At 75.5% G+C, this 17,774-nt stretch carries 19 protein-coding genes; 3 read left to right on the top strand and 16 right to left on the bottom strand.

What is annotated here, in order from left to right:
* Position 1: 1 nt before the first annotated feature.
* Together hisC and ACFC2L_RS09120 are read right to left on the bottom strand one after the other, a co-directional pair.
* Positions 2 to 1,081 (bottom strand): histidinol-phosphate transaminase, encoded by a 1,080-nt coding sequence (hisC, locus tag ACFC2L_RS09115; RefSeq protein ID WP_375823963.1) that lies wholly within the window; start codon positions 1,079 to 1,081, stop codon positions 2 to 4.
* A 105-nt stretch (positions 1,082 to 1,186) separates the two neighbouring features.
* Positions 1,187 to 2,260 (bottom strand): hypothetical protein, encoded by a 1,074-nt coding sequence (locus ACFC2L_RS09120; RefSeq protein WP_375823965.1) that lies wholly within the window; start codon positions 2,258 to 2,260, stop codon positions 1,187 to 1,189.
* Between the two features lie 158 nt (positions 2,261 to 2,418).
* On the opposite strand from ACFC2L_RS09120, the gene ACFC2L_RS09125 reads away from it, so the two are divergent.
* Genes ACFC2L_RS09125 through ACFC2L_RS09135 form a run of 3 tightly spaced genes read left to right on the top strand, consistent with a single transcriptional unit; the run spans position 2,419 to position 4,271 of the window.
* The gene (locus ACFC2L_RS09125) at positions 2,419 to 3,558 is read left to right on the top strand and encodes a hypothetical protein (protein WP_375823966.1); all 1,140 of its coding nucleotides are present in this window, start codon (positions 2,419 to 2,421) and stop codon (positions 3,556 to 3,558) included.
* Complete coding sequence (locus ACFC2L_RS09130; protein ID WP_375823967.1) at positions 3,558 to 3,866, top strand: PAAR domain-containing protein; 309 nt, start codon at positions 3,558 to 3,560, stop codon at positions 3,864 to 3,866. Before ACFC2L_RS09125 ends, ACFC2L_RS09130 begins: the two co-directional genes overlap by 1 nt.
* A gap of 15 nt (positions 3,867 to 3,881) precedes the next feature.
* A complete protein-coding gene (locus tag ACFC2L_RS09135) occupies positions 3,882 to 4,271 on the top strand; it encodes a phage holin family protein (RefSeq protein ID WP_141389947.1) in 390 nt (129 codons plus the stop codon).
* A gap of 6 nt (positions 4,272 to 4,277) precedes the next feature.
* Here ACFC2L_RS09135 and ACFC2L_RS09140 read toward each other — a convergent pair whose 3' ends face one another.
* The 14 genes from ACFC2L_RS09140 to ACFC2L_RS09205 all read right to left on the bottom strand — a co-directional run bounded on the left by ACFC2L_RS09140 (position 4,278) and on the right by ACFC2L_RS09205 (position 17,703).
* A complete protein-coding gene (locus tag ACFC2L_RS09140) occupies positions 4,278 to 4,946 on the bottom strand; it encodes a 4'-phosphopantetheinyl transferase family protein (RefSeq protein WP_375823968.1) in 669 nt (222 codons plus the stop codon).
* Positions 4,943 to 5,407 (bottom strand): MarR family winged helix-turn-helix transcriptional regulator, encoded by a 465-nt coding sequence (locus ACFC2L_RS09145; protein WP_375823969.1) that lies wholly within the window; start codon positions 5,405 to 5,407, stop codon positions 4,943 to 4,945. The genes ACFC2L_RS09140 and ACFC2L_RS09145 overlap by 4 nt, the downstream gene beginning before the upstream one ends.
* Positions 5,408 to 5,451: 44 nt before the next feature.
* Positions 5,452 to 6,135, bottom strand: a complete 684-nt coding sequence (locus ACFC2L_RS09150) for an MBL fold metallo-hydrolase (protein ID WP_375823970.1) — start codon at positions 6,133 to 6,135, stop codon at positions 5,452 to 5,454.
* The gene (locus tag ACFC2L_RS09155) at positions 6,135 to 7,205 is read right to left on the bottom strand and encodes a zinc-binding alcohol dehydrogenase family protein (protein WP_375823971.1); all 1,071 of its coding nucleotides are present in this window, start codon (positions 7,203 to 7,205) and stop codon (positions 6,135 to 6,137) included. Before ACFC2L_RS09155 ends, ACFC2L_RS09150 begins: the two co-directional genes overlap by 1 nt.
* A gap of 61 nt (positions 7,206 to 7,266) precedes the next feature.
* Complete coding sequence (locus tag ACFC2L_RS09160) at positions 7,267 to 8,004, bottom strand: HAD family hydrolase (RefSeq protein WP_375823972.1); 738 nt, start codon at positions 8,002 to 8,004, stop codon at positions 7,267 to 7,269.
* On the bottom strand, positions 7,997 to 9,559 hold the full coding sequence (locus tag ACFC2L_RS09165) for an MFS transporter (protein ID WP_375823973.1): 1,563 nt from the start codon (positions 9,557 to 9,559) through the stop codon (positions 7,997 to 7,999). The genes ACFC2L_RS09160 and ACFC2L_RS09165 overlap by 8 nt, the downstream gene beginning before the upstream one ends.
* Positions 9,556 to 9,855, bottom strand: coding sequence for an acyl carrier protein (locus ACFC2L_RS09170; RefSeq protein WP_375823975.1), 300 nt, complete (start codon positions 9,853 to 9,855; stop codon positions 9,556 to 9,558). The genes ACFC2L_RS09165 and ACFC2L_RS09170 overlap by 4 nt, the downstream gene beginning before the upstream one ends.
* The gene (locus tag ACFC2L_RS09175; RefSeq protein ID WP_375823976.1) at positions 9,852 to 10,904 is read right to left on the bottom strand and encodes a beta-ketoacyl-ACP synthase III; all 1,053 of its coding nucleotides are present in this window, start codon (positions 10,902 to 10,904) and stop codon (positions 9,852 to 9,854) included. Before ACFC2L_RS09175 ends, ACFC2L_RS09170 begins: the two co-directional genes overlap by 4 nt.
* On the bottom strand, positions 10,901 to 12,460 hold the full coding sequence (locus ACFC2L_RS09180; protein ID WP_375823977.1) for an FAD-dependent monooxygenase: 1,560 nt from the start codon (positions 12,458 to 12,460) through the stop codon (positions 10,901 to 10,903). Before ACFC2L_RS09180 ends, ACFC2L_RS09175 begins: the two co-directional genes overlap by 4 nt.
* A complete protein-coding gene (locus tag ACFC2L_RS09185) occupies positions 12,457 to 13,500 on the bottom strand; it encodes a hypothetical protein (RefSeq protein ID WP_375823979.1) in 1,044 nt (347 codons plus the stop codon). Before ACFC2L_RS09185 ends, ACFC2L_RS09180 begins: the two co-directional genes overlap by 4 nt.
* Entirely contained in the window at positions 13,497 to 14,564 is a 1,068-nt protein-coding gene (locus tag ACFC2L_RS09190; protein ID WP_375823981.1) for an AfsA-related hotdog domain-containing protein, read from the bottom strand. The genes ACFC2L_RS09185 and ACFC2L_RS09190 overlap by 4 nt, the downstream gene beginning before the upstream one ends.
* Positions 14,565 to 14,594: 30 nt before the next feature.
* Positions 14,595 to 15,545: an aldo/keto reductase gene (locus tag ACFC2L_RS09195; protein WP_375823983.1), complete on the bottom strand. Its 951-nt coding sequence runs from the start codon at positions 15,543 to 15,545 to the stop codon at positions 14,595 to 14,597.
* Between the two features lie 167 nt (positions 15,546 to 15,712).
* A complete protein-coding gene (locus tag ACFC2L_RS09200; RefSeq protein ID WP_375823985.1) occupies positions 15,713 to 17,395 on the bottom strand; it encodes a hypothetical protein in 1,683 nt (560 codons plus the stop codon).
* Positions 17,392 to 17,703 carry a hypothetical protein gene (locus tag ACFC2L_RS09205; protein WP_375823986.1) on the bottom strand — a complete coding sequence of 104 codons (312 nt, stop codon included), beginning with the start codon at positions 17,701 to 17,703 and terminating at the stop codon, positions 17,392 to 17,394. The genes ACFC2L_RS09200 and ACFC2L_RS09205 overlap by 4 nt, the downstream gene beginning before the upstream one ends.
* Between the last annotated feature and the right edge of the window lie 71 nt (positions 17,704 to 17,774).

Raw genomic sequence — 17,774 nt, forward strand, 5'->3', positions numbered from 1 at the left:
CCTACAACCAGGTGGCGCTCACGCGCAGGAACAGGTCCGTCGCCTCCGGCTCGCCGACGCTCACGCGCAGCCCCTCGCCCGCGAACGGGCGCACGATCGCCCCGGCGGCGCGCGCCTCCTCGGCGCGCTGCATGGTCCGCTCGCCCAGGTCGAACCAGACGAAGTTCGCCTGCGACTCCGGCAGCGCCCAGCCCTGGTCGCGCAGGCCCTCGACGAGGCGCGCGCGGTCGGCGACGAGGTGCTCGACCCGCTGCAGCAGCTCGTCGCGCGCCGCGAGCGACGCGATGGCCGCGCGCTGCGCGACGTGGGAGACGCCGAACGGCGTCGACACCGCGCGGATCCCCGCCGCGAGCCGCGGGCGCGCGACGGCGTAGCCCACGCGCAGTCCCGCCAGGCCGTACGCCTTGGAGAACGTGCGCAGCAGCACGACGTTCGGGTGCTGCGCGTACACCGCGAGGCCGTCGGGGACCTCGGGGTCCCGCACGAACTCGAGGTACGCCTCGTCGAGCACGACCAGCACGTCCGACGGCACCGCCGCGAGGAACGTGTCGAGCTCGTCGCGGTGCACGACCGGGCCGGTGGGGTTGTTGGGCGTGCACACCATCACGACGCGCGTGCGCCCGGTGATCGCCGCGGCCATCGCGGGCAGGTCGAGGCGGCCGGCGTCCGCCCCCGTCCGCAGCGGCACCTGGACCGACGTGCCGCCCGCGACCGCGACCGCGATCGGGTAGGCCTCGAACGAGCGCCACGGGTACACGACCTCGTCGCCCGGCTCGACGACCGTCTGCAGCACGTGCGCCAGCACCGCGACCGAGCCGTTGCCCACGACGACCTCGTCCGCGCCGACGCCCAGGTCGGCCGCGAGCGCCTCGGTGAGCTCGGTCGCGTACATGTCCGGGTAGCGGTTCACGTCCGCGGCGGCGTCGGCGATCGCGGCGACGACCGACGGCAGCGGCGGGTACGGGTTCTCGTTGGAGGAGAGCTTGAACGCCGCCGCGCCCGGGGCGACGCGGGCCCCGGGGACGTAGGCCGGCAGCGCGGCGACGGCGGGACGCAGGGGGACGCGGGGTTCGTGGGCCACGGTCCTCAAGCATGCCAGCAACCGGGACCGGCGGGCACAGCGGGTGAACCGGCCGGACAAAGCGCCCGTGTGCGACAACCGGCGCGCCGCCCGCGGGCGACGTTCCTATGATCGGACGACCCCTTCGCTGCAGAGAGGTTCGCGAGCCCGGTGAGCGCCCACGACGAGGTCCCGGCCCCCGACGCCCCTGTGCCCGGGGTGTGGGGCATGGAGCGCCCGCGCCTCGTCCGTCCTCTCGGCACCGCGCCCCGCGCCCTCGTCGTGGCTCCCCAGGGGTACGGCAAGACGACGCTGCTCGCGCAGCTCGCCCGGGGCCAGGCGCGCGACCACGGGCGCGACGTGGTCTGGGTCCGGGCCGAGCGCTACCCGCACGGGACGGTCCAGGTCCGCGTGCGGGGCCCCGTCCCGGCGGCGGCCGGCGGGCGGCGCCCCACGGACCTCCGCGACGTCTCCGACCTCGCGCGCGCCGGGACCCGCCCGCTCCTCGTCGTGGTCGACGACGCGCACGAGCTCGTCGGGACGCCGCTCGAGACGGAGCTGGAGCACCTCCTCGCGAGCGCCTCCGACCGGGTCTGGGCCGGAGTCGTCGGTCCGGCCCGCGCCGCCGAGCCAACGGACCGTGCCGTCGCCGCCGACCACCGCGTCCGCCACGGCGCGGTGCCCCGTGCGCTGCGTGAACCGCAGCACCGCCCCGCCCGGTCCCGGCCCGGCCGTCGGGCTCGGCTCGGGCGAGGGGCCGGGCTCGCCGTCCGGTGCCGGCTCGGTCACCGTCACCCAGTCCGGGTGCGACGCGCCCCCGTCCGCCGGCACCCGCCACACGCCGGCGAGCCCGGTGCCGTGGACCTCCCGGTCCGGGTACCCGTCGCCGTCGTCGTCCACCTGCTCGACCCACACCCGCACGAAGGCGACCCACAACGCGGGCAGGCCGGTGCCGCCGTCCCGCGCGGTGAACGCGACCAGCAGGCCGACGCCGCCCCCGTCGAGCTCGACCTGGCGCACGCTCGCCTCGCCCACGACGGGCCCGGGCAGGTCGGCGCCCACCTCCACGACCTCGGACACGACCGAGTAGCCCCACCCCCACGCGTCCGGCAGCGCGAACGTCGCGAGCGAGCCCGCCGGGTCGTACCGGGTGGTCGTGAAGAGCACCCTCGTGCGGGCGTACGGCGTGTCGGCCAGCACTGGCTGCGTGTCGGCCCCCGGGTCGTCGGTCAGGCGCACGACGTCGGGCGCCGGCGCCGTCGGCCCGGTCGGGGCGGGCTCGGCGAGGGCACGTCGGTCAGGCGCACGGGGTAGATGTCGCCGAGCGGGTCGTCGCGGGTGCTCGAGAAGAACAGGCCGTGACGTTCCGCCCGCCGCGCACCGCCGACGTCCCCGCCGGGCAGCTCGACTTCGGCATCCGGGTCGTCCCGCTCGAGCACCCCGACGAGGCGGTCGTCCCCGAGGGCGTGGTCGAGGTCCTGCCCTTCCTCGACACGACGGCGGAGCTCGTCCCGCGCACCACGCACGGCCGTCGGTCCGGTCGGCACCAGGTCGCGGTGGACAACCGCGGGAACGCTCCCGTGACGGTGCTGCTCGCGTGCGCCGACGGGACCGACGAGCTCACGTTCCGCGTCCCCGAGCCCCACCTCGTGGTCGACCCGGGCACCGCGCGGTTCTCCACCGTCCGCGTGCGGCCGCACCGCACGTTCTGGCGCGGCCCGGACAAGACGCTCCCGTTCGTGGTCCAGGTCGCGGCCGACAACACCGTGCCCGTCACGCTCGACGGCGCGTTCGTGCAGACGGCGCTCCTGCCGAAGTGGTTCCTCAAGGCGCTGCTGGCCCTCCTCGCGCTGCTCGCCGTCCTCGCCGTGCTGTGGTTCACGCTGCTCAAGCCGGCCATCACCTCGGCCGCCCAGGCGGCGGTGCGCGACGACCTCTCCGAGGCGCAGGAGGCGGCCGAGGCCGCCCAGCAGGCGGCGCAGCAGGCGTCGGGTGCGGCGCAGCAGGCCGCCGGCGCGGCGTCCGACGCGAAGGTCGCCGCGACCGAGGCCGGCACGACCCTCGCCGACACCGAGGAGGCGGTCGCGGCGTTCGTCCCGCCGTCCGGCACGTCGGTCCCCGTCCGGCAACGGCTCGACGCGCAGCCCGCCGCGGGAGAGACCGAGACCGTCACGTTCGAGGTCCCCGAGGGCGCGACGCTGACGATCGACGACGTGATCCTCAGCAACCCGCAGGGCGACTTCGGCCGCCTCACGATCGCGCAGGACGACGACCCGTTCCTCGACTTCGCGCTCGAGAACTTCCGCGACCTCGACTACCACTTCCAGTCCCCGATCACGCTCGACGGAGGGTCCGAGCTCACGCTCGAGGTCACGTGCCGCCAGCCGGGCGCGCCGCTCGGCGAGGACCCGGCCCCCACGGCCTGCGACACGTCCATGTACTTCGGCGGCACGATGTTCACCCCCGACGAGGCCGCCGAGCCGGCCGCCGCCCCCTGATGCCGACCGGACCCGCGGCGTGCGCCGGCGACCAGGTCGTCTGCCCGCTGTCCGACGGACCCAAGCCGCACGTCGGCGGCCCGGTGACGCCCGCCGCCTGCGTGCCGACCGTGCTCGTCGGCGGGCGCCCGGCGGCGGTCGCCAACGGGACCGGCGTGGTGTGCGCGTCGCCCGCGCCCAACGGCATCGCGGTCGGCAGCGCGACCGTGCTGCTCGGCGGCCTCCCCGCCGCCCGCGTCGGCGACACGACCGTCCACGGCGGGAACGTCGTCGGACCGGGATGTCCCACGGTGATCGTCGGCGGTTGATGGTTGGATGGCGGCATGAGCTTCGTCGTCCGCGTCCTCGTCACCGGTCTCGCGATCTGGCTCACGAGCCTGTTCATCGACGAGCACTTCCAGATCGTCGGCTCCGACACCGCCGGCGGGCAGGTCGTCATCATCCTCGTGGTGGCGCTGCTCTACTCGCTGGTGAACGCCGTCATCAAGCCGATCGTCCAGATCCTGTCCATCCCCCTCTACATCCTCACGCTGGGGCTGTTCTCGCTCGTCGTCAACGCGCTCATGCTCATGCTCACCGCGTGGATCACGGAGCAGACGGACTGGGGCATCCGCATCGTCGGCGGGTTCTGGTGGGCCCTGCTCGCGGCCCTCATCATCGGGCTTATCAACTTCGCCGTCTCGGCCGTCGTGCCCAAGGCCCAGGACCGCTGACCGGCGTCACCCCTGCACGCCGGGCGCGAGCGCGACGGCGAGCGCGTACCCGCCGACCCACGTCGACGTCACGGTCGGCGACCCCTGCGGGGCCGTCGCGACCTCCGTCGGCCCGCTCGCGTCGCGCGCCGAGCGCGACGGCCCGAGGCGCGACGTGTCCAGGCGCGTCACGGCCTCGTCGATCCCGGTCCCCGTGAGCTTGACGTACGCCTCCTTGCGGGCCCACATCTCCGCGAAGCGTGCCGCCGCGTCGTCCGGCGCGCCGCCGACGAGCCGGGTCTCGCGCTCGTGCAGCACCCTCCCGCTCAGGCCGGCCACGTCCCAGCGCGGCTCCACCCGCTGGACGTCGACGCCGACGCGCAGCCCGGCGCCCACGACCGCGACGACCAGGTCGCCCGAGTGGGAGACCGACAGGTCCACTCCCGCGGCCGCCACCTCCGGTCGGCCCCGGTCACGCCGCACCTCGGCCTGCCGGTGGTCGGGCACGTACGTCCTGAGCAGCTCGCGGACGAGGACGAGCGCGGTCGCGCTCCGCGCGCGCCGGACCGGGGCGAGCGTCTCGAGGTGGGCGCGGTCCCCGTCGCCGAGCACGGCGAACCGCCGGGAACCCGCGCCGAGCACGGTGCTCGACCTGATCCACGCGGTCGCCCGCGGACGACCGCGGACCCGGCTCACGCGGAGGCGTCCCGCACGTCCGGCGCCTCGTCGATCGCCGCCATGACCCGGTCGAGGAGCGACTTGAGCTGCGCGGCCTCGTCCGCCGTCACCGCGTCGAGCATCCGGTCCTCGATCGCCCGCGCGGCGAGGTCCGCCTCGTCGACGACCCGGCGGCCCGCCTCCGTCAACCGGGTCTCCAGGACCTTCTGGTGGAACAGGGACGCCGTCCGCTCGACCAGGCCCTTGCCCTCCAGGTTGCCGAGGATGGTCGCCATGGTCTGCGGGCTCACGAGGCTCGCACGAGCGAGCTGCGCGGCCGACGCCGCCGGGACGTACCGCAGGTAGAGCAGCGTCGCGTACTGGGGGACCGTGATGTCGAAGGGCTTCAGGGCTCGCGCCTTCGTGGCCATCAGGAGCTGCTCTGCTCGCTTGATGCGGGTGCCGATCCGACGATCGAGCTCGTCGTCTAGTGGGTTCATGCAGGGACCGCGTCTCAGATATTGGGAAACTTCTCGTCAGGCTATCACAGCGTTCTGTCGTCTATATGCCCATTGTCACTGCCGTCCCTCAGGGGCACGCACCGGCCGTGCCCGGGGAGGACCGCGCGGGCGCCACGGAGCACGACCGCGAGCGCCGCGAGCGACCGCTCGTGGTCCCGCACGTCGCCGAGCGGCGGGAACACGGGCCCCGGACCGCTCTCGAGGACCGTGTCGCCGGTCGCCACGACCACGGGGCCGCGGCCGATCCCGAAGCACACCGACCCGGGCGTGTGCCCGGGGGTGTGGTGGACGGAGACCGGGACGCCCGCCAGCTCGAGCCCGTCCGGCGGGACGTCCCGGCAGTCGTCGGGCACCCGGCGGGGATGCCCGTCGAGGAGGGCGCCCGGGAAGTGCGCCGCGAGGGCCGCCTCGGGTCGCTCCAGGTACGGCCGGTCGAGCGGATGGACGTAGACGGGAGCCGGGCGCGCCAGCGTGACGGCGCGGGCGTCCCAGGTGTGGTCCATGTGCCCGTGCGTCACGAGCACCGCGGCGAGCTCGCGCCCGGTGGCCGAGAGGCGGTCCTCGACCCACCCCGCGGCGCCCTGGCCGGGGTCGACGAGGATCGACGCCGCACCGTCGAGCGGATGGACGAGGTAGCAGCTCGTCGCGAAGTGCTCCCCGAACACCTCGCGCTCGACCACGAGCCCGCCGACGTGGAGGACGTCCATCAGGCCGGCACGCCCCCGAGGTCGAGGACGATCTTGCCGGTCGTCTCGCGGCCCTCCAGACGACGGTGCGCCTCGGCGACGTCCTCGAGCCGGAGGACGACGGGCTCGACCGGGACCGTCCCGTCGGCGACGGAACGGAGCGCGGCCCCCATGTGGTCGGCCAGCGGCACGGAGCTCCCGAACGCGACCGCGCCGAGGTTGTAGCCCACGAAGGCGGCTCCCGAGAACCAGACGTCGTCGAGCGCGACGCTCGTGTCCGCCCGGGCCGCGTCACCGAAGACGACGTAGCGGCCGAGCACCGCGACCCGGGAGACGAGCGCGGCCCGCGCCGGGCCTCCCACCGCGTCGAACACGACGTCGAACGACTCGCCGGACGCGAGCAGCTCGTCGTACGTCCACCGCTCGGCGAAGACGTCGGTCGGCAGGGCCGCGCGCTTGTCCGCGCTGCCCACGACCCCGACGACCTGCGCCCCTGCCGCCGCGCAGAGCGCCGCGACCGCCGAGCCGACGCCCCCGGCGGCGGCGAGGACCACGACGCGCTCGCCCGCGACCGGGCGGCCCGCGAGCCGGACCGCGCCCCACGCGGTCGTCACGTTGCACACCGCGCCCGCCGCGACCGCGGACGACAGGCCCGCGAGCGGGCCGTCGAGGACGACGACGTGGCGCGCCTCCGCCACCGCCAGCTCGGCGCCGCCACCGCCCGCGAGCGTGAGCGCCGCGACCCGGTCGCCCGGCACCACCGAGGTCACCTCGGCGCCGACCTCGAGGACGGTCCCGGCCACCTCGAGGCCGGGGACGTGCGGGAGACCGACGCCGATCTGCCCGCGCCGGAACATCACCTCCGCGAAGTTCACGCCCGCGTGGGACACCTGGATCAGGACCTGGTCCGGGGACGGCGTCGGGACGGGCACCTCCGCGACCCGGAGGACCTCCGGTCCGCCGTGCTCGTGGAACACCGCCGCCCGCATCGTCCGGGGGGCCGGTCCCCCGACGGCACCACCGGGTCGGGGTGCCGCCGGGCGGCTCGTGGTCGTCGTGGCGTCGGTCGTGGTCGTCGTGGCGTCGGTCATGGTCGTCCTCCGGTCTCGGGATGCTGGGGTGCGGGGTCGGGGCCCCACGCGTCGTCGTCGATCAGATCCAGCCACGGCGGCGGGCCTCCTCGCGGAGGGAGGGGTCGTCCCCGACGGGGCGCGGCCTGCCGACCGCGGCGAGCATGGGGACGTCCGTGACGTGGTCGCCGTACGCCGAGCAGGCGGACGTGTCCAGCCCGCGGGCCGCGGCGAAGGCCCGGACGGCCTCCGCCTTCCCGGCGCCGATCATGGGCGTCCCGATCTCCCCCGTGAGCACGCCGCCCTCGCTCGCGGGCTCCGTGCACAGGACGGCGTCGGCGCCCAGGTGGTCCGCGACGGGTCGCAGGGGGGCCGGGAAGGACCCCGAGACCAGCACGACGAGGTCGCCTGCGCGCGCGTGCGCCGCCAACGCCGCGCAGGCGTCCGGGAGGAAGAGGCCCGGCCGGTCGACGACCGAGGCCCACCACCTCCGCCCCTCGGCGAGCAGGTCGTCGGCGCGCCGGCCGCGCCACAGCCGGTAGTAGCGGCGGTTGACCTCCTCGCGCGGGAGCCCCGTCGGCAGCGACCCGACGAACCCGTCCCAGCGCCCGCCGTCGGCGGGCATCGCGTGGTCCAGGAACGCGGCCATCGTCTTCATCCCGACGAGCGTCTCGTCGACGTCGAAGAAGGCGGCGCGACGCGGCCCCCCGGCAGCCACCCCGGCGCGGCGCTCCTGCGCCGGGCCGGGGGACGGGGCCGGGGCCGGGGCCGGGGCCGGGGCCGGGGCCGGGGCCGGGGCCAAGCGTGCGGCGTCAGGCACGCGCACCGTCCGGCTGGAGCTCCTCGGCAGGCTCGTCCGACGCCGCGCCGGGCGTCGCGGGGCGCCGCAGGAGGATCGCCATGGCGGGCGCCATGGCCAGGCACACCACGCCGAGGACGACGAGCACGAGGTGCATCGCGGTCGTGTACGCGCCGAGGCTCGTCGCCACGAGCTCGGCCGCGTCAGGTGCCGGGACGCTCTCCGCCGTCGCCGCGAGCCCGCCCTCGGCGATCCGGTTGGCCAGCTCGCCCGAGGTGCCGTCCCAGCCCGGCACCGTCGTCGGGAGGGTCGAGCGCAGGAACCCGACGATCATCGACCCGACGACCGCGATCGCCACGACCTCCCCCGCGATGCGCGTCGTGTTGAACATCCCCACTGCCATGCCCGCCCGTGCGGGCGGCACCGAGGTCGCGGCGGCGGCGTCGAGGATCCCGTTCGAGATGCCGAACCCGATGCCGATCGTCAGCATCGGCAGCGCGATCTCCAGGAGCGAGCTCTCCGGCGTCATGACGGTGAGCCAGAGGCAGCCGCCGCCCACGAGGACCATGCACAGCACCAGCAGGGCACGGGCCGAGGCCCCGCGCGCCACGAGCGCACCCGCCACCGCGGGCATGACGAGCGTCCCGACCGTCAGGGCCAGCATCGAGAGCCCCGCCGTCCAGGCCGACATCCCGTAGACCGTCATGAAGTAGGTCGGGAGGAAGACGAGGAGCGTGACGAAGCCGAACGCCAGCGCGACCGGGGCCGCGCACACCGCGAGGTACGCCCGCTGGCGGAGCAGCGCGAGGTCGAACATCGGCCGTTCCTGCCGCGACTCCACGACCCCGAACGCCACGATGCCGAGCACCGTGACCGCGTACATCCCGAGGACGGCCGGGTGGGTCCACCCGAGCTGCGGCCCCTCGACGAGCGCGAGGATGAAGGCGAACAGCGCCACCACGAACGTCGTGGTCCCGGCCCAGTCGACGGACGGCCGGTCGTCGGCGGGCGCGACGGGCATCGAGCGCGCGCACAGCACGGCCGCGAGCGCGATGACGACCTGGGTGCCGAAGAACCAGCGCCACCCGAACGCGCTCGTCAGACCACCCGCCAGGAGGGGCCCGAACGCGAGGCCGATGCCGAAGCTCGTCCCGAAGAGGCCGAAGGCCCGCGCGCCGGCGGCACCGGAGTACGTCTGGGCGAGCGACGCGGCGGCGCTCGTCATGACCGCCGCGGCGGCGATCCCCGTGACGGCCCGGACGAGGTCGAGCAGCACGAGCGACTGGCTGAGGCTCGCGAGCAGCGCGCACGCGGCGTAGACGAGCGCCCCGGAGACGAAGACGCGCCGCCGGCCGAAGATGTCCGACAGGCAGCCCATCGCGAGCATGAAGCTCGCGAACGTCAGGTCGTAGGCGTGCACGACCCACTGGAGCGGCCCGATCCCTCCGGGCAGGTCCTCGGCGATCGCGGGGAGCGCGACGCCCGCGCCCGTGATCGACGTCGGGAGCAGCACGGCCGCGAGACAGGCGGCGACGAGCACGCCGGGACGGTCCTTGATCGCGGTCACGGCGTTCACGCGACGGCCTCCTCGCGCGCGGCGAGCAGGCCGGCGACGACGACCGCGGCCGACGTGACGGTGTCCTGCGGGGTGATCCGGCCCAGCTCGACGCGGACGCCCAGCTCCTTCTGGATCCCGAGGATCAGCTCGACGATGACGATCGAGTCGATGTCGAGCGCCTCGAGGCTCTCGTCGGGGCGGACGGAGCCCGGGTCGGTGCCGAGGATCGCGCCCAGGAGGGTCGTGACGACCCGGACGACCTCCTCCTGGCCGACGAGGGGCGCCGCGGGCGCCGGGGTGTGCACAGGATTCATGACGGTACTCCCATGGTGGTCGGTGACGTTGCGGGACGTGACGGCTCGTGGTCGCCCGCGGCGGGCGCGAGCGCGGGCCAGGTGAGCGCGACCGCTCCCCAGGTGATCCCGCCGCCGAACGCCGGCAGGACGACCTTGTGGCCCTCGAGGAGCTGACCCGCGTCGAGCCCGTGACGCAGCGCCAGCGGGATCGAGGCGGCGGAGGTGTTGCCGACGGTGTCGATGTTCGACACGAGCGAGGTCGCCGGGAGGTCGAGGCGCCGCGCGAGCGCCAGGAGGATCCGGGCGTTGGCCTGGTGCGCGACCACCCGGTCGATCTCGGCGACCTCCCAGCCCGCCTTGCGGGCGACGGCCCGGACCGACTCCTCCATGCGCAGCACGGCGTCGAGGAAGACGGCGCTCCCGTCCATGCGGAAGTAGGGGTCGAGGCGCTCGGGGACCGCCCGGTCGCGCGAGCCTCCCCCCGGGACGGCGATCAGGTCGCGCTTGGCGCCGTCCGACCCGAGGTCGGTCGCCAGGACGGCACCGGGTGCGTCGCGCTCGCCCGCACGGAGCACGACGGCGCCCGCCCCGTCCCCGAAGATGGCCGCGGTCGTGCGGTCCTCGGGGTCGAGGAGGTGGGTGAACGTCTCGGCCCCGATCACGAGCGCCGAGTCGTAGCGCCCGCACTCGACGAGCCCGGACGCGACGTCGAGCGCGTACACGAAGCCGCTGCAGACGGCGGAGACGTCGAACGCGGTCACGCCGTCGAGCCCGAGCCGGGCCGCGACGTACGGGGCCGTCGACGGGCACACGTTGTCCGGCGTGGTCGTCGCGAGCACCACCAGGTCGACGTGGCTCAGGCCGGCGGACGCGAGCGCGTGCCGCGCCGCCTCGTGGGCCAGGTCGCTCGTGGTGGTCCCCGGGGACGCGACGTGCCGGCTCGCGATGCCGGTCCGCGACCGGATCCACTCGTCGGTCGTCTCCAGGCGCGCGGCGAGCATCTCGTTCGTCACGACGTCGGGCGGCAGGTAGCCGCCGACACCGACGACTCGGGCGGCGCGGTTCATCGGAGGATCCGTTCTCTCGTGCGGGGCGGGCGCGCGGTCGCGCGCGCCGTCGCCTCGGTCGGGGAGTCGCCGGCGGTCGGGTGCACCGCGGCGACGTGGCCGTCGGGCCGGACGACGAAGACCCGGGACCGGCGACCGAGGCGTCGCGCGACGTCCCGCGCCACCCGGCGGGGATCGAGCACGACGACGCTCGTCCCGGGCCCGTGGCGTGCCCGCAGTCGCGCACCGACGTCCGCCGCCCCGAGGTCCACCCCGACGGCGCGCCGCCCGGGCCACACGACGAGGGTGCTCGAACCGGTCGCGAGCACGGGGAACCCGTGGTCGCCGGGCGCGAAGGACCCCGGGAAGCGGTCCCCGACCCGGACGGCACGGGACCGTCGGCGCCCGGCGTCTCCGTAGCGCGTGTCCAGCTGGCACAACCGCGGCCCGAGCGACCGGTCGAGGAGCCCCATCAGGCCCGCTCCGCGGGCCAGCCGGTCCCGCACCCACCGGGACGCGGGCGACCGGAGGAGGCCGACCCTCGTGAGCGTCGCGGTGAGGCGCGCGACCCGCCGCGCGTCACCGAGCCGCTCGGCCTCGTACTCCTCGAGCAGGTCTGCGGCACGCCGAGCGCTCGCGGACCGCGCGGCGGCGAGGCGCCACGCCACCGCGACCGCGTCCTGGATCCCGGTGTTCATCCCCTGCCCGCCGGCCGGGCTCATGATGTGGCCCGCGTCCCCCGCCAGCAGCACGCGACCGTGACGCAGGCGGGCGGCGGTGCGGAACCGCACGGTGAAGGTCGCGGACCAGTCGGGCGTCCCGACGACGGCGGGAAGGCCGGTGCGTCGGGCCAGCGCGTCGTCGAACAGCTCGCGCGACGGCTCCGCCGGGGTGTCCGGAGGGACGCCGATCGCGACGCGGAAGACGGACCCGCCGAGCGGGACGAGCCCGAGCGCGCCCGCGGCGCCGTAGTGGTAGGCGAGAGCGTCCGTCGGGACGGGGCCCTCGATCTCGACGTCCGTGATGGCGAACGTCACCGGCGGGTTGTCGTCCTCGAACGGGATGCCGAGGCGCCCGCGCGTCGGGCTGTGCGCGCCGTCGCACGCGACGAGCCACGCTGCCTCGATCGACTCCTGGGTCCCGTCGGCCCGGACGACCCTGGAGACGGTGCGCCGGTCGTCCTGCTCGACCGACTCGTGCGACACCCCTCGCTCCACCACGACGCCGCGCGTCGCGAGCGCCGTCTCGAGCACCTCCTCCGTCACCGGCTGCGGGACGATCAGACCGTACGGGTGCGGGGTGTCGCGGAGCGCCGCCAGGGAGACCCGGCCGATCTCGCGGCGGCCGTTCCCGAACGTGACGTGGTCGATCCGGTGCCCCCGCCGCAGCAGCTCGGCGGTGATCCCGGCGCGGTCGAGGAGCTCGAGCTGGCGGGGCCACAGGGTCGTGGCCTTCGACCGTGTCGACCGGCTCGTCGCACGGTCCACCACGCGGACGGTGAGCCCGTGGTCGCGCAGCTCGACCGCCGTGAGCAGCCCGACCGGGCCGGCTCCGACGACGAGGACGTCGAGCGTCATGACAGCTCCTCTCTCGCGGGCAGGTGCTCGACGAGGCACGCGCTCACCGTGAAGCCCGCTCCCGCGGTGACGTAGAGGCGCAGCCGCCGGTCGTGCCCGGACTCGCGGTCGGCGTCGGCGATGCCGGCGGCGAGGTCGCCCGCGCCGAGGTGGCCCGTCGTCGCGACGTCGTGGACCGTCCTCGCGGGGAGGATCTCGGCGAGCACCGGCGCGTACAGGTCGGCGACGACTCCCGCGCCGACGCGTGGCAGCACGACGGCGTCGACCTCGTCGGGCTTCGTCCCCGTCTCCTCGAGGACCCGCGGCACGACGGACCGGAGGGCGCGACCGAACCCGTCCTGGAGCGCGGTGGAACCGTGGCGCTCCAGGTAGGCCTTCTTGGTCGCCCGCACGTCGATCGGTCGGTCGGCGTCCGGGCGTGCCCCGAACCCTCCGACCCGCCGGTGCATCGACTCGAGGCCGGGCAGCGACGCGCCCACGACGCCGTGGACGAGCGCCCGGGGGTCGACGGCGTCCGCGGCGCGCGCGAGGACGCAGGCGGTCCCGCCGTCTCCGTACAGCACCCCGTAGTCCCCCGACCACCGGTCGAACCACGCGTCGTCGAAGCGGTCCGCCGTCGTGACGAGGGCGAGGGCGACGCCCGGGTCGGTCGCGATCCGCGTCGCGGCCACCTGGAGGGCCGCCACGCCGCCGTGGCACATCTGCTGGACCCCCAGGCACTCGGCGTGGTGCGCACCGAGCGTGTCGGCGAGGTAGTGGGTCGGGGACCAGAAGTCGTGCCCCTGGTAGTGCGTCCACGCGTGCACCACGAGGTCCACGTCCGCGGTGGACCGCCGCGCTTCCCGGAGCGCTCGTCGGGCCGCGTCGACGGCGAGCTCGGGTGCCGCGCGCGTCGGCTCCACCGGGAGCGCGACGACGCCCGCGGCGTCGGCGTCGGCCCGCGAGATCGCGCCGGACGCCACCGCGTCGTCCGCCAGCACCCGGGTCGTCGGGAGCTCGGTGGTCGCCGCGAGCACGGCCACGGGCGGGTCGAGCCTCATGCTCCGGCCACCATGCGGAGCTCGGCGAGCTCGGTGCCGGCGGCCTGGTCGAGCACCCGGACGACCGAGCGCCCGGTCCCCACGGCGGTGAGCCGCAGCTCCGCCACGGCGTCGAGCTCGACGAACGCGAGGAACCGTGCCGCGAGGCTCAGCGCACCGGGCGCCGGGGGCACGTCGTGGCCGGCCAGCGCCCGGTGGACGACCAGCTGGCGCACGGCCTCGACGAGCACCATGGCGGGCACGTGGTCCTGAGGGTGGTCGAACATGCTCGCGTTCGCGAACGCGGGCTCCAGCCTCGCCGTCGAGCCGTCCGCACCGTGGCGCGGGTCTGCGACGACGACGTTCTCCGCCCGGGAGCGCGCCACGGCGACCGCGTCCACGAGGCCCTGCCGGGGCGCGGCCGCTCGGCCGAGCTCGGCGGCCCCGCCCCGCGTGCTCCGCGGCCCCCGGAGGTAGGCGTAGCCCTCGTCGGTGAGCACCGCGACCGCCAGCTCGACGGTGCCGAGGCGGGTGGGCAACTCGCCGGGACGCGCGTGCCGGACGTCGGCGGTGACGCGCACGGAGCGGAGCGCGCCGCGGACCCGGACGACGTCCCGGAGCGTCAGCACCGCGTGGACGACGCCGTCGGACGAGGAGGCGACGGCCAGCGGCCGCACCAGGTCCACGAGCAGGTCCCGCACGACGAACCGGTCGGTGTCCCCGACACCCAGGTGCCCGTGGGAGACCGCCTCCGCGGCCTGCCGGACCGCCTCGACGAGGAGGACCGGGTCGACGACCGGGTCGGGGTGGTCGCCGTAGTACGTGTGCGCGCGGGGGACGTGGACGGCGACGACGAACCGGGCGCCCTCCGCCCGGGGGTCGGCGGTCGCGTCGTCCGGGTGGGGCACGACGTCCGTGAGGAGGACCTCGGCCACCGCGTCCCGGTGGACGAGGCGTCGGTCGACCGTGCGGCTGGTGCCCAGGAGCGCGGGCAGGTCGCTCTCGGTGGGCGACGCCCCGGCGGCCGGAGGCGGGCCGGTGTCGTGCGGCGTCCCGTCGACGACGCGGGCGGGGCTCGGGTTCATGCGCTTCTCCTCGTCGGACGACCGGGCGGCTCAGTAGCGCGCGCCGACGGGCTCGGGCGCCGCGTCGAGGAGGCGCAGGTGCTCCGGGCTCAGGCGCAGCTCCGCCGCCTCGACGTTCTCCACGAGGTACGCCGCGGTCTTGGTGCCCGGGATCGCGACGACCCGGTCGCCCTGCGCGAGGACCCACGCGAGGGCGACCTGCGCGGGCGAGACGTCGAGCTCGTCCGCGACCGACGTGAGCGGCCCGAGCAGCGCCCGGTTCTCCTCGATCGCCGTCGGGAGGAAGCGCGGGTTGCGGCGGCGCCAGTCCCCCTCGGGAAGGTCCGCGGCGGTACGGAGCCGCCCCCCGAGGAACCCGCGGCCCAGGGGCGAGTAGGCGATGAAGGCGATGCCCTCGGCCTCGCAGAACGGCAGCACCTCGTCGAGGGCCTCCCGGCTCCAGAGGGACAGCTCGGTCTGGACGCTCGCGACCGGGTGGACGGCCTGGGCTCGGCGGATCTCGTCGACCGTCACCTCGGAGAGACCGATCCGCAGGGCCTTCCCTGCCACGACCGCCTCCGCGAGCGCACCCCAGCTCTCCTCGATCGGCACGGACGGGTCCACCCGGTGCAGCTGGTAGAGGTCGACGCGATCGGTGCGGAGCCGGTGCAGGCTCTCGTCGAGCGCGGCACGCAGGTGCCCCGGGCGGCCGTCGCGGGCGGTCGTGCCGTCGGGCCGCACGACCAGCCCGCCCTTGGTCGCGAGGACGACCCGGTCGCGGATGCCGTCGAGCGCCGCCCCGACGAGCGACTCGTTGGTGAAGGGGCCGTACTGGTCCGACGTGTCGAGCAGGTCCACGCCCAGGTCGACCGCCGTCCGGATCACCCGCACGGACTCGCGGTCGTCACGACCCGGCTCGTCGTACGCCCACGACATCCCCATGCATCCCAGACCGACCCGCCCGATCGTCGGTCCACCGTCACCCAGCACGACGTTCCCCATCGCCCACTCCTCACGTGTCCCCCGGCGACCGACCAGCGCGGTCGGTCCGTCGAGGAGAGTAGCAGATGTCTGTCATAGCCCCGTATATTGTTTTCTATTCAAAGATTGATCTCTCACAGAACTCTCTGACAGCGCGCGTCGCCACGCCGGCCGCTGCGCCGGGCGCCCTACCGCACCGGCGTCGGCTCGCCGCCGTCCGTCCCCGGCGCGACGAGCTCTCCTCGCGTCGAACCCCCGCCTGCCGGAGGCTCCGGCGTGCCGGGCAGCGTCAGGCCCGACGACCCCGGGAACGGCACTCCGGGCGCGCCCGGGAACGGCGTGCCCGGCGCCCACGGGGGCGTCAGCGACCGCGGGACCGCCAGGTCCCCGATGCAGAAGGTGGTGTCGGGGTCGGGCACCAGGCGCGCCTCGTAGACGAGGGGCGCGTCGGCCACCCCGTCGAGCAGCCGCTCGATGTCGGACAGGTGCTCCTCGAGCCCCCGGTCGCCCACCTCGACCGCGGCGCCCAGCACGTCCTGGTGGAAGTGCACGCTGTGCGGAACCTCGATCGGGGGGCCGCCGTCCGGAGCCGGCAGGACGCCGGTGACCGTGACCTGGTCGGGCGTCGTGGGGTTCTCGGCACCGTCGGTGTCGGAGACGCCCTCACCCTGCGTCTCGATGTGCGTGGCCTTGATCCCTGGAGGCAGCCCGTGGTTGGACACGGGCGACCCCGCTGTCACGACATGGCGCACGGTGTACGTGCCGACGGTCGCCGCCGCGACCGTCGTCGCGACCATGCCGCCCTGGCTGTGCCCCACGAGCACGACGTCGTCACCCGGTTCGATCCCGGCCTGCCGCATCGCCTCGATCGTGGCGCGCACGCTGTCGGCCCGGGCCCGCACCGCGAGGTCGTCGTCCGCGAGGTCGTAGTTGGACGTCATGTTGAAGACGGTGCGGAGATTGGTCCTTGAGATCTGCGTGCCAGGGATGGCGACGACCCAGGTCGGTGTCCCGTCGTCCTTGACGATCCTCTGGATGCTCAGCGTCGAGTCCGTGTCGAGCGCCGACACCGCTCCGAGTGCCGAGCGCATGTCGGTGGGCGTCGGCAGCGCGCGGCCCGTGTCGACCAGGCGGACCTCGGGGTCGGGGAGGAATCTGTCCCGCAGCGGCTGCATGAACCCGCGCAGCACGGACGCCGCGTTGCCGGTGGTGGGCATCTGGTACCAGGCACGGTCCTTGTCGGCTAGACCGATCACGCGGCTCAGCGCACGGATCGTGGCCGCGTGGTACGCCCCTCCGGTGGAGCCGAACGCGCCCAACGAGGGCCGACCGAGGAGGACGGAGCGCAGGAACCCGACGGATCCCGCGCTCAGGACGAGGCCGAGCCCCGTCGCGGCGGCACCGATCGGGCTCATGCCGCCCCCGACCAGGAGGGCGAGGTCCTGCCACAGCGCAGCCGCGGCGGCGTCCCCGTCGTCGTACACGCGGACGGCTTGGTGCAGTCGCGCCGCGAGGAACCGAAGACCTCCCGCCTGCTGCTCCGCGACACCGATCGCGAGGTCGAAGGCCTCGAGCGCGGCGGCGCGCGCCGCACGCACCTCGGCCGACCAGCACGGCGTGGCGTGGACGTCCCAGCCCGACGTGGCCTGGAGCGGCGCCGGTGCCGCGAGGCGACCCGCGAACGACGTGGGGCTCGCGGTCGTCACGTCCACGGAGTCCCGCGCGTCCCGGAGCGCGGTCACGGTCGCGGCGACGAGGTCCGCCCGCGCGCCCAGCGCCACCGCCTGCGCGACGACCGCCGCCGTCTCGACCGCGGTCGGCTCGGTCCCGCCGCGCACCACGACCACGGGGGCCGGGCGGGGGCCGCTCACAGCGCGCCCGTCGCGGCGAGCTCCGCCCGGATCCGTTCCGCCTCGGCCTCCGCGAGGACGGTGAGCGTGTCGAGGCGCACGAGGCAGCTGTCGAGCAGCATGCCGAGGCGCAGCAGACCGGCGCGCCGCTCGGCGGCCGCGTCGTCGTACGACGCGCGCGCGTGGCCCGCCCACGGCAGGCCCGGTGCTACGAGCGCGGCACCGGCCCGCGCGACGTCGTCCTGGGCGGTGAGGACCCGGGTCCGGGCGAGCGTGACGCCGAACGGCGCGGCGACGCACGGCGGGGGCGGCGGAGGTGACGAGGACATGGCGGGGACCGTACGCAGCGCCGCGCGGCGCCCGTCACGATCGAGCATGCCCCTGTGGACGGGACCACGGC

The sequence above is a fragment of the Cellulosimicrobium sp. NPDC055967 genome, from assembly GCF_042269845.1.
GTDB lineage: Bacteria > Actinomycetota > Actinomycetes > Actinomycetales > Cellulomonadaceae > Cellulosimicrobium.

Coding starts and splice junctions, on each gene's coding strand:
- ACFC2L_RS09175 (WP_375823976.1), bottom strand. CDS start 10,904: ATGAACCGCGCCGCCCGAGTCGTCGGTGTCGGCGGCTACCTGCCGCCC.
- ACFC2L_RS09145 (WP_375823969.1), bottom strand. CDS start 5,407: ATGAACCCACTAGACGACGAGCTCGATCGTCGGATCGGCACCCGCATC.
- ACFC2L_RS09170 (WP_375823975.1), bottom strand. CDS start 9,855: ATGAATCCTGTGCACACCCCGGCGCCCGCGGCGCCCCTCGTCGGCCAG.
- ACFC2L_RS09185 (WP_375823979.1), bottom strand. CDS start 13,500: ATGAGGCTCGACCCGCCCGTGGCCGTGCTCGCGGCGACCACCGAGCTC.
- ACFC2L_RS09190 (WP_375823981.1), bottom strand. CDS start 14,564: ATGAACCCGAGCCCCGCCCGCGTCGTCGACGGGACGCCGCACGACACC.
- ACFC2L_RS09205 (WP_375823986.1), bottom strand. CDS start 17,703: ATGTCCTCGTCACCTCCGCCGCCCCCGCCGTGCGTCGCCGCGCCGTTC.
- ACFC2L_RS09155 (WP_375823971.1), bottom strand. CDS start 7,205: ATGACCGACGCCACGACGACCACGACCGACGCCACGACGACCACGAGC.
- ACFC2L_RS09150 (WP_375823970.1), bottom strand. CDS start 6,135: ATGGACGTCCTCCACGTCGGCGGGCTCGTGGTCGAGCGCGAGGTGTTC.
- ACFC2L_RS09180 (WP_375823977.1), bottom strand. CDS start 12,460: ATGACGCTCGACGTCCTCGTCGTCGGAGCCGGCCCGGTCGGGCTGCTC.
- ACFC2L_RS09130 (WP_375823967.1), top strand. CDS start 3,558: ATGCCGACCGGACCCGCGGCGTGCGCCGGCGACCAGGTCGTCTGCCCG.
- ACFC2L_RS09195 (WP_375823983.1), bottom strand. CDS start 15,545: ATGGGGAACGTCGTGCTGGGTGACGGTGGACCGACGATCGGGCGGGTC.
- ACFC2L_RS09135 (WP_141389947.1), top strand. CDS start 3,882: ATGAGCTTCGTCGTCCGCGTCCTCGTCACCGGTCTCGCGATCTGGCTC.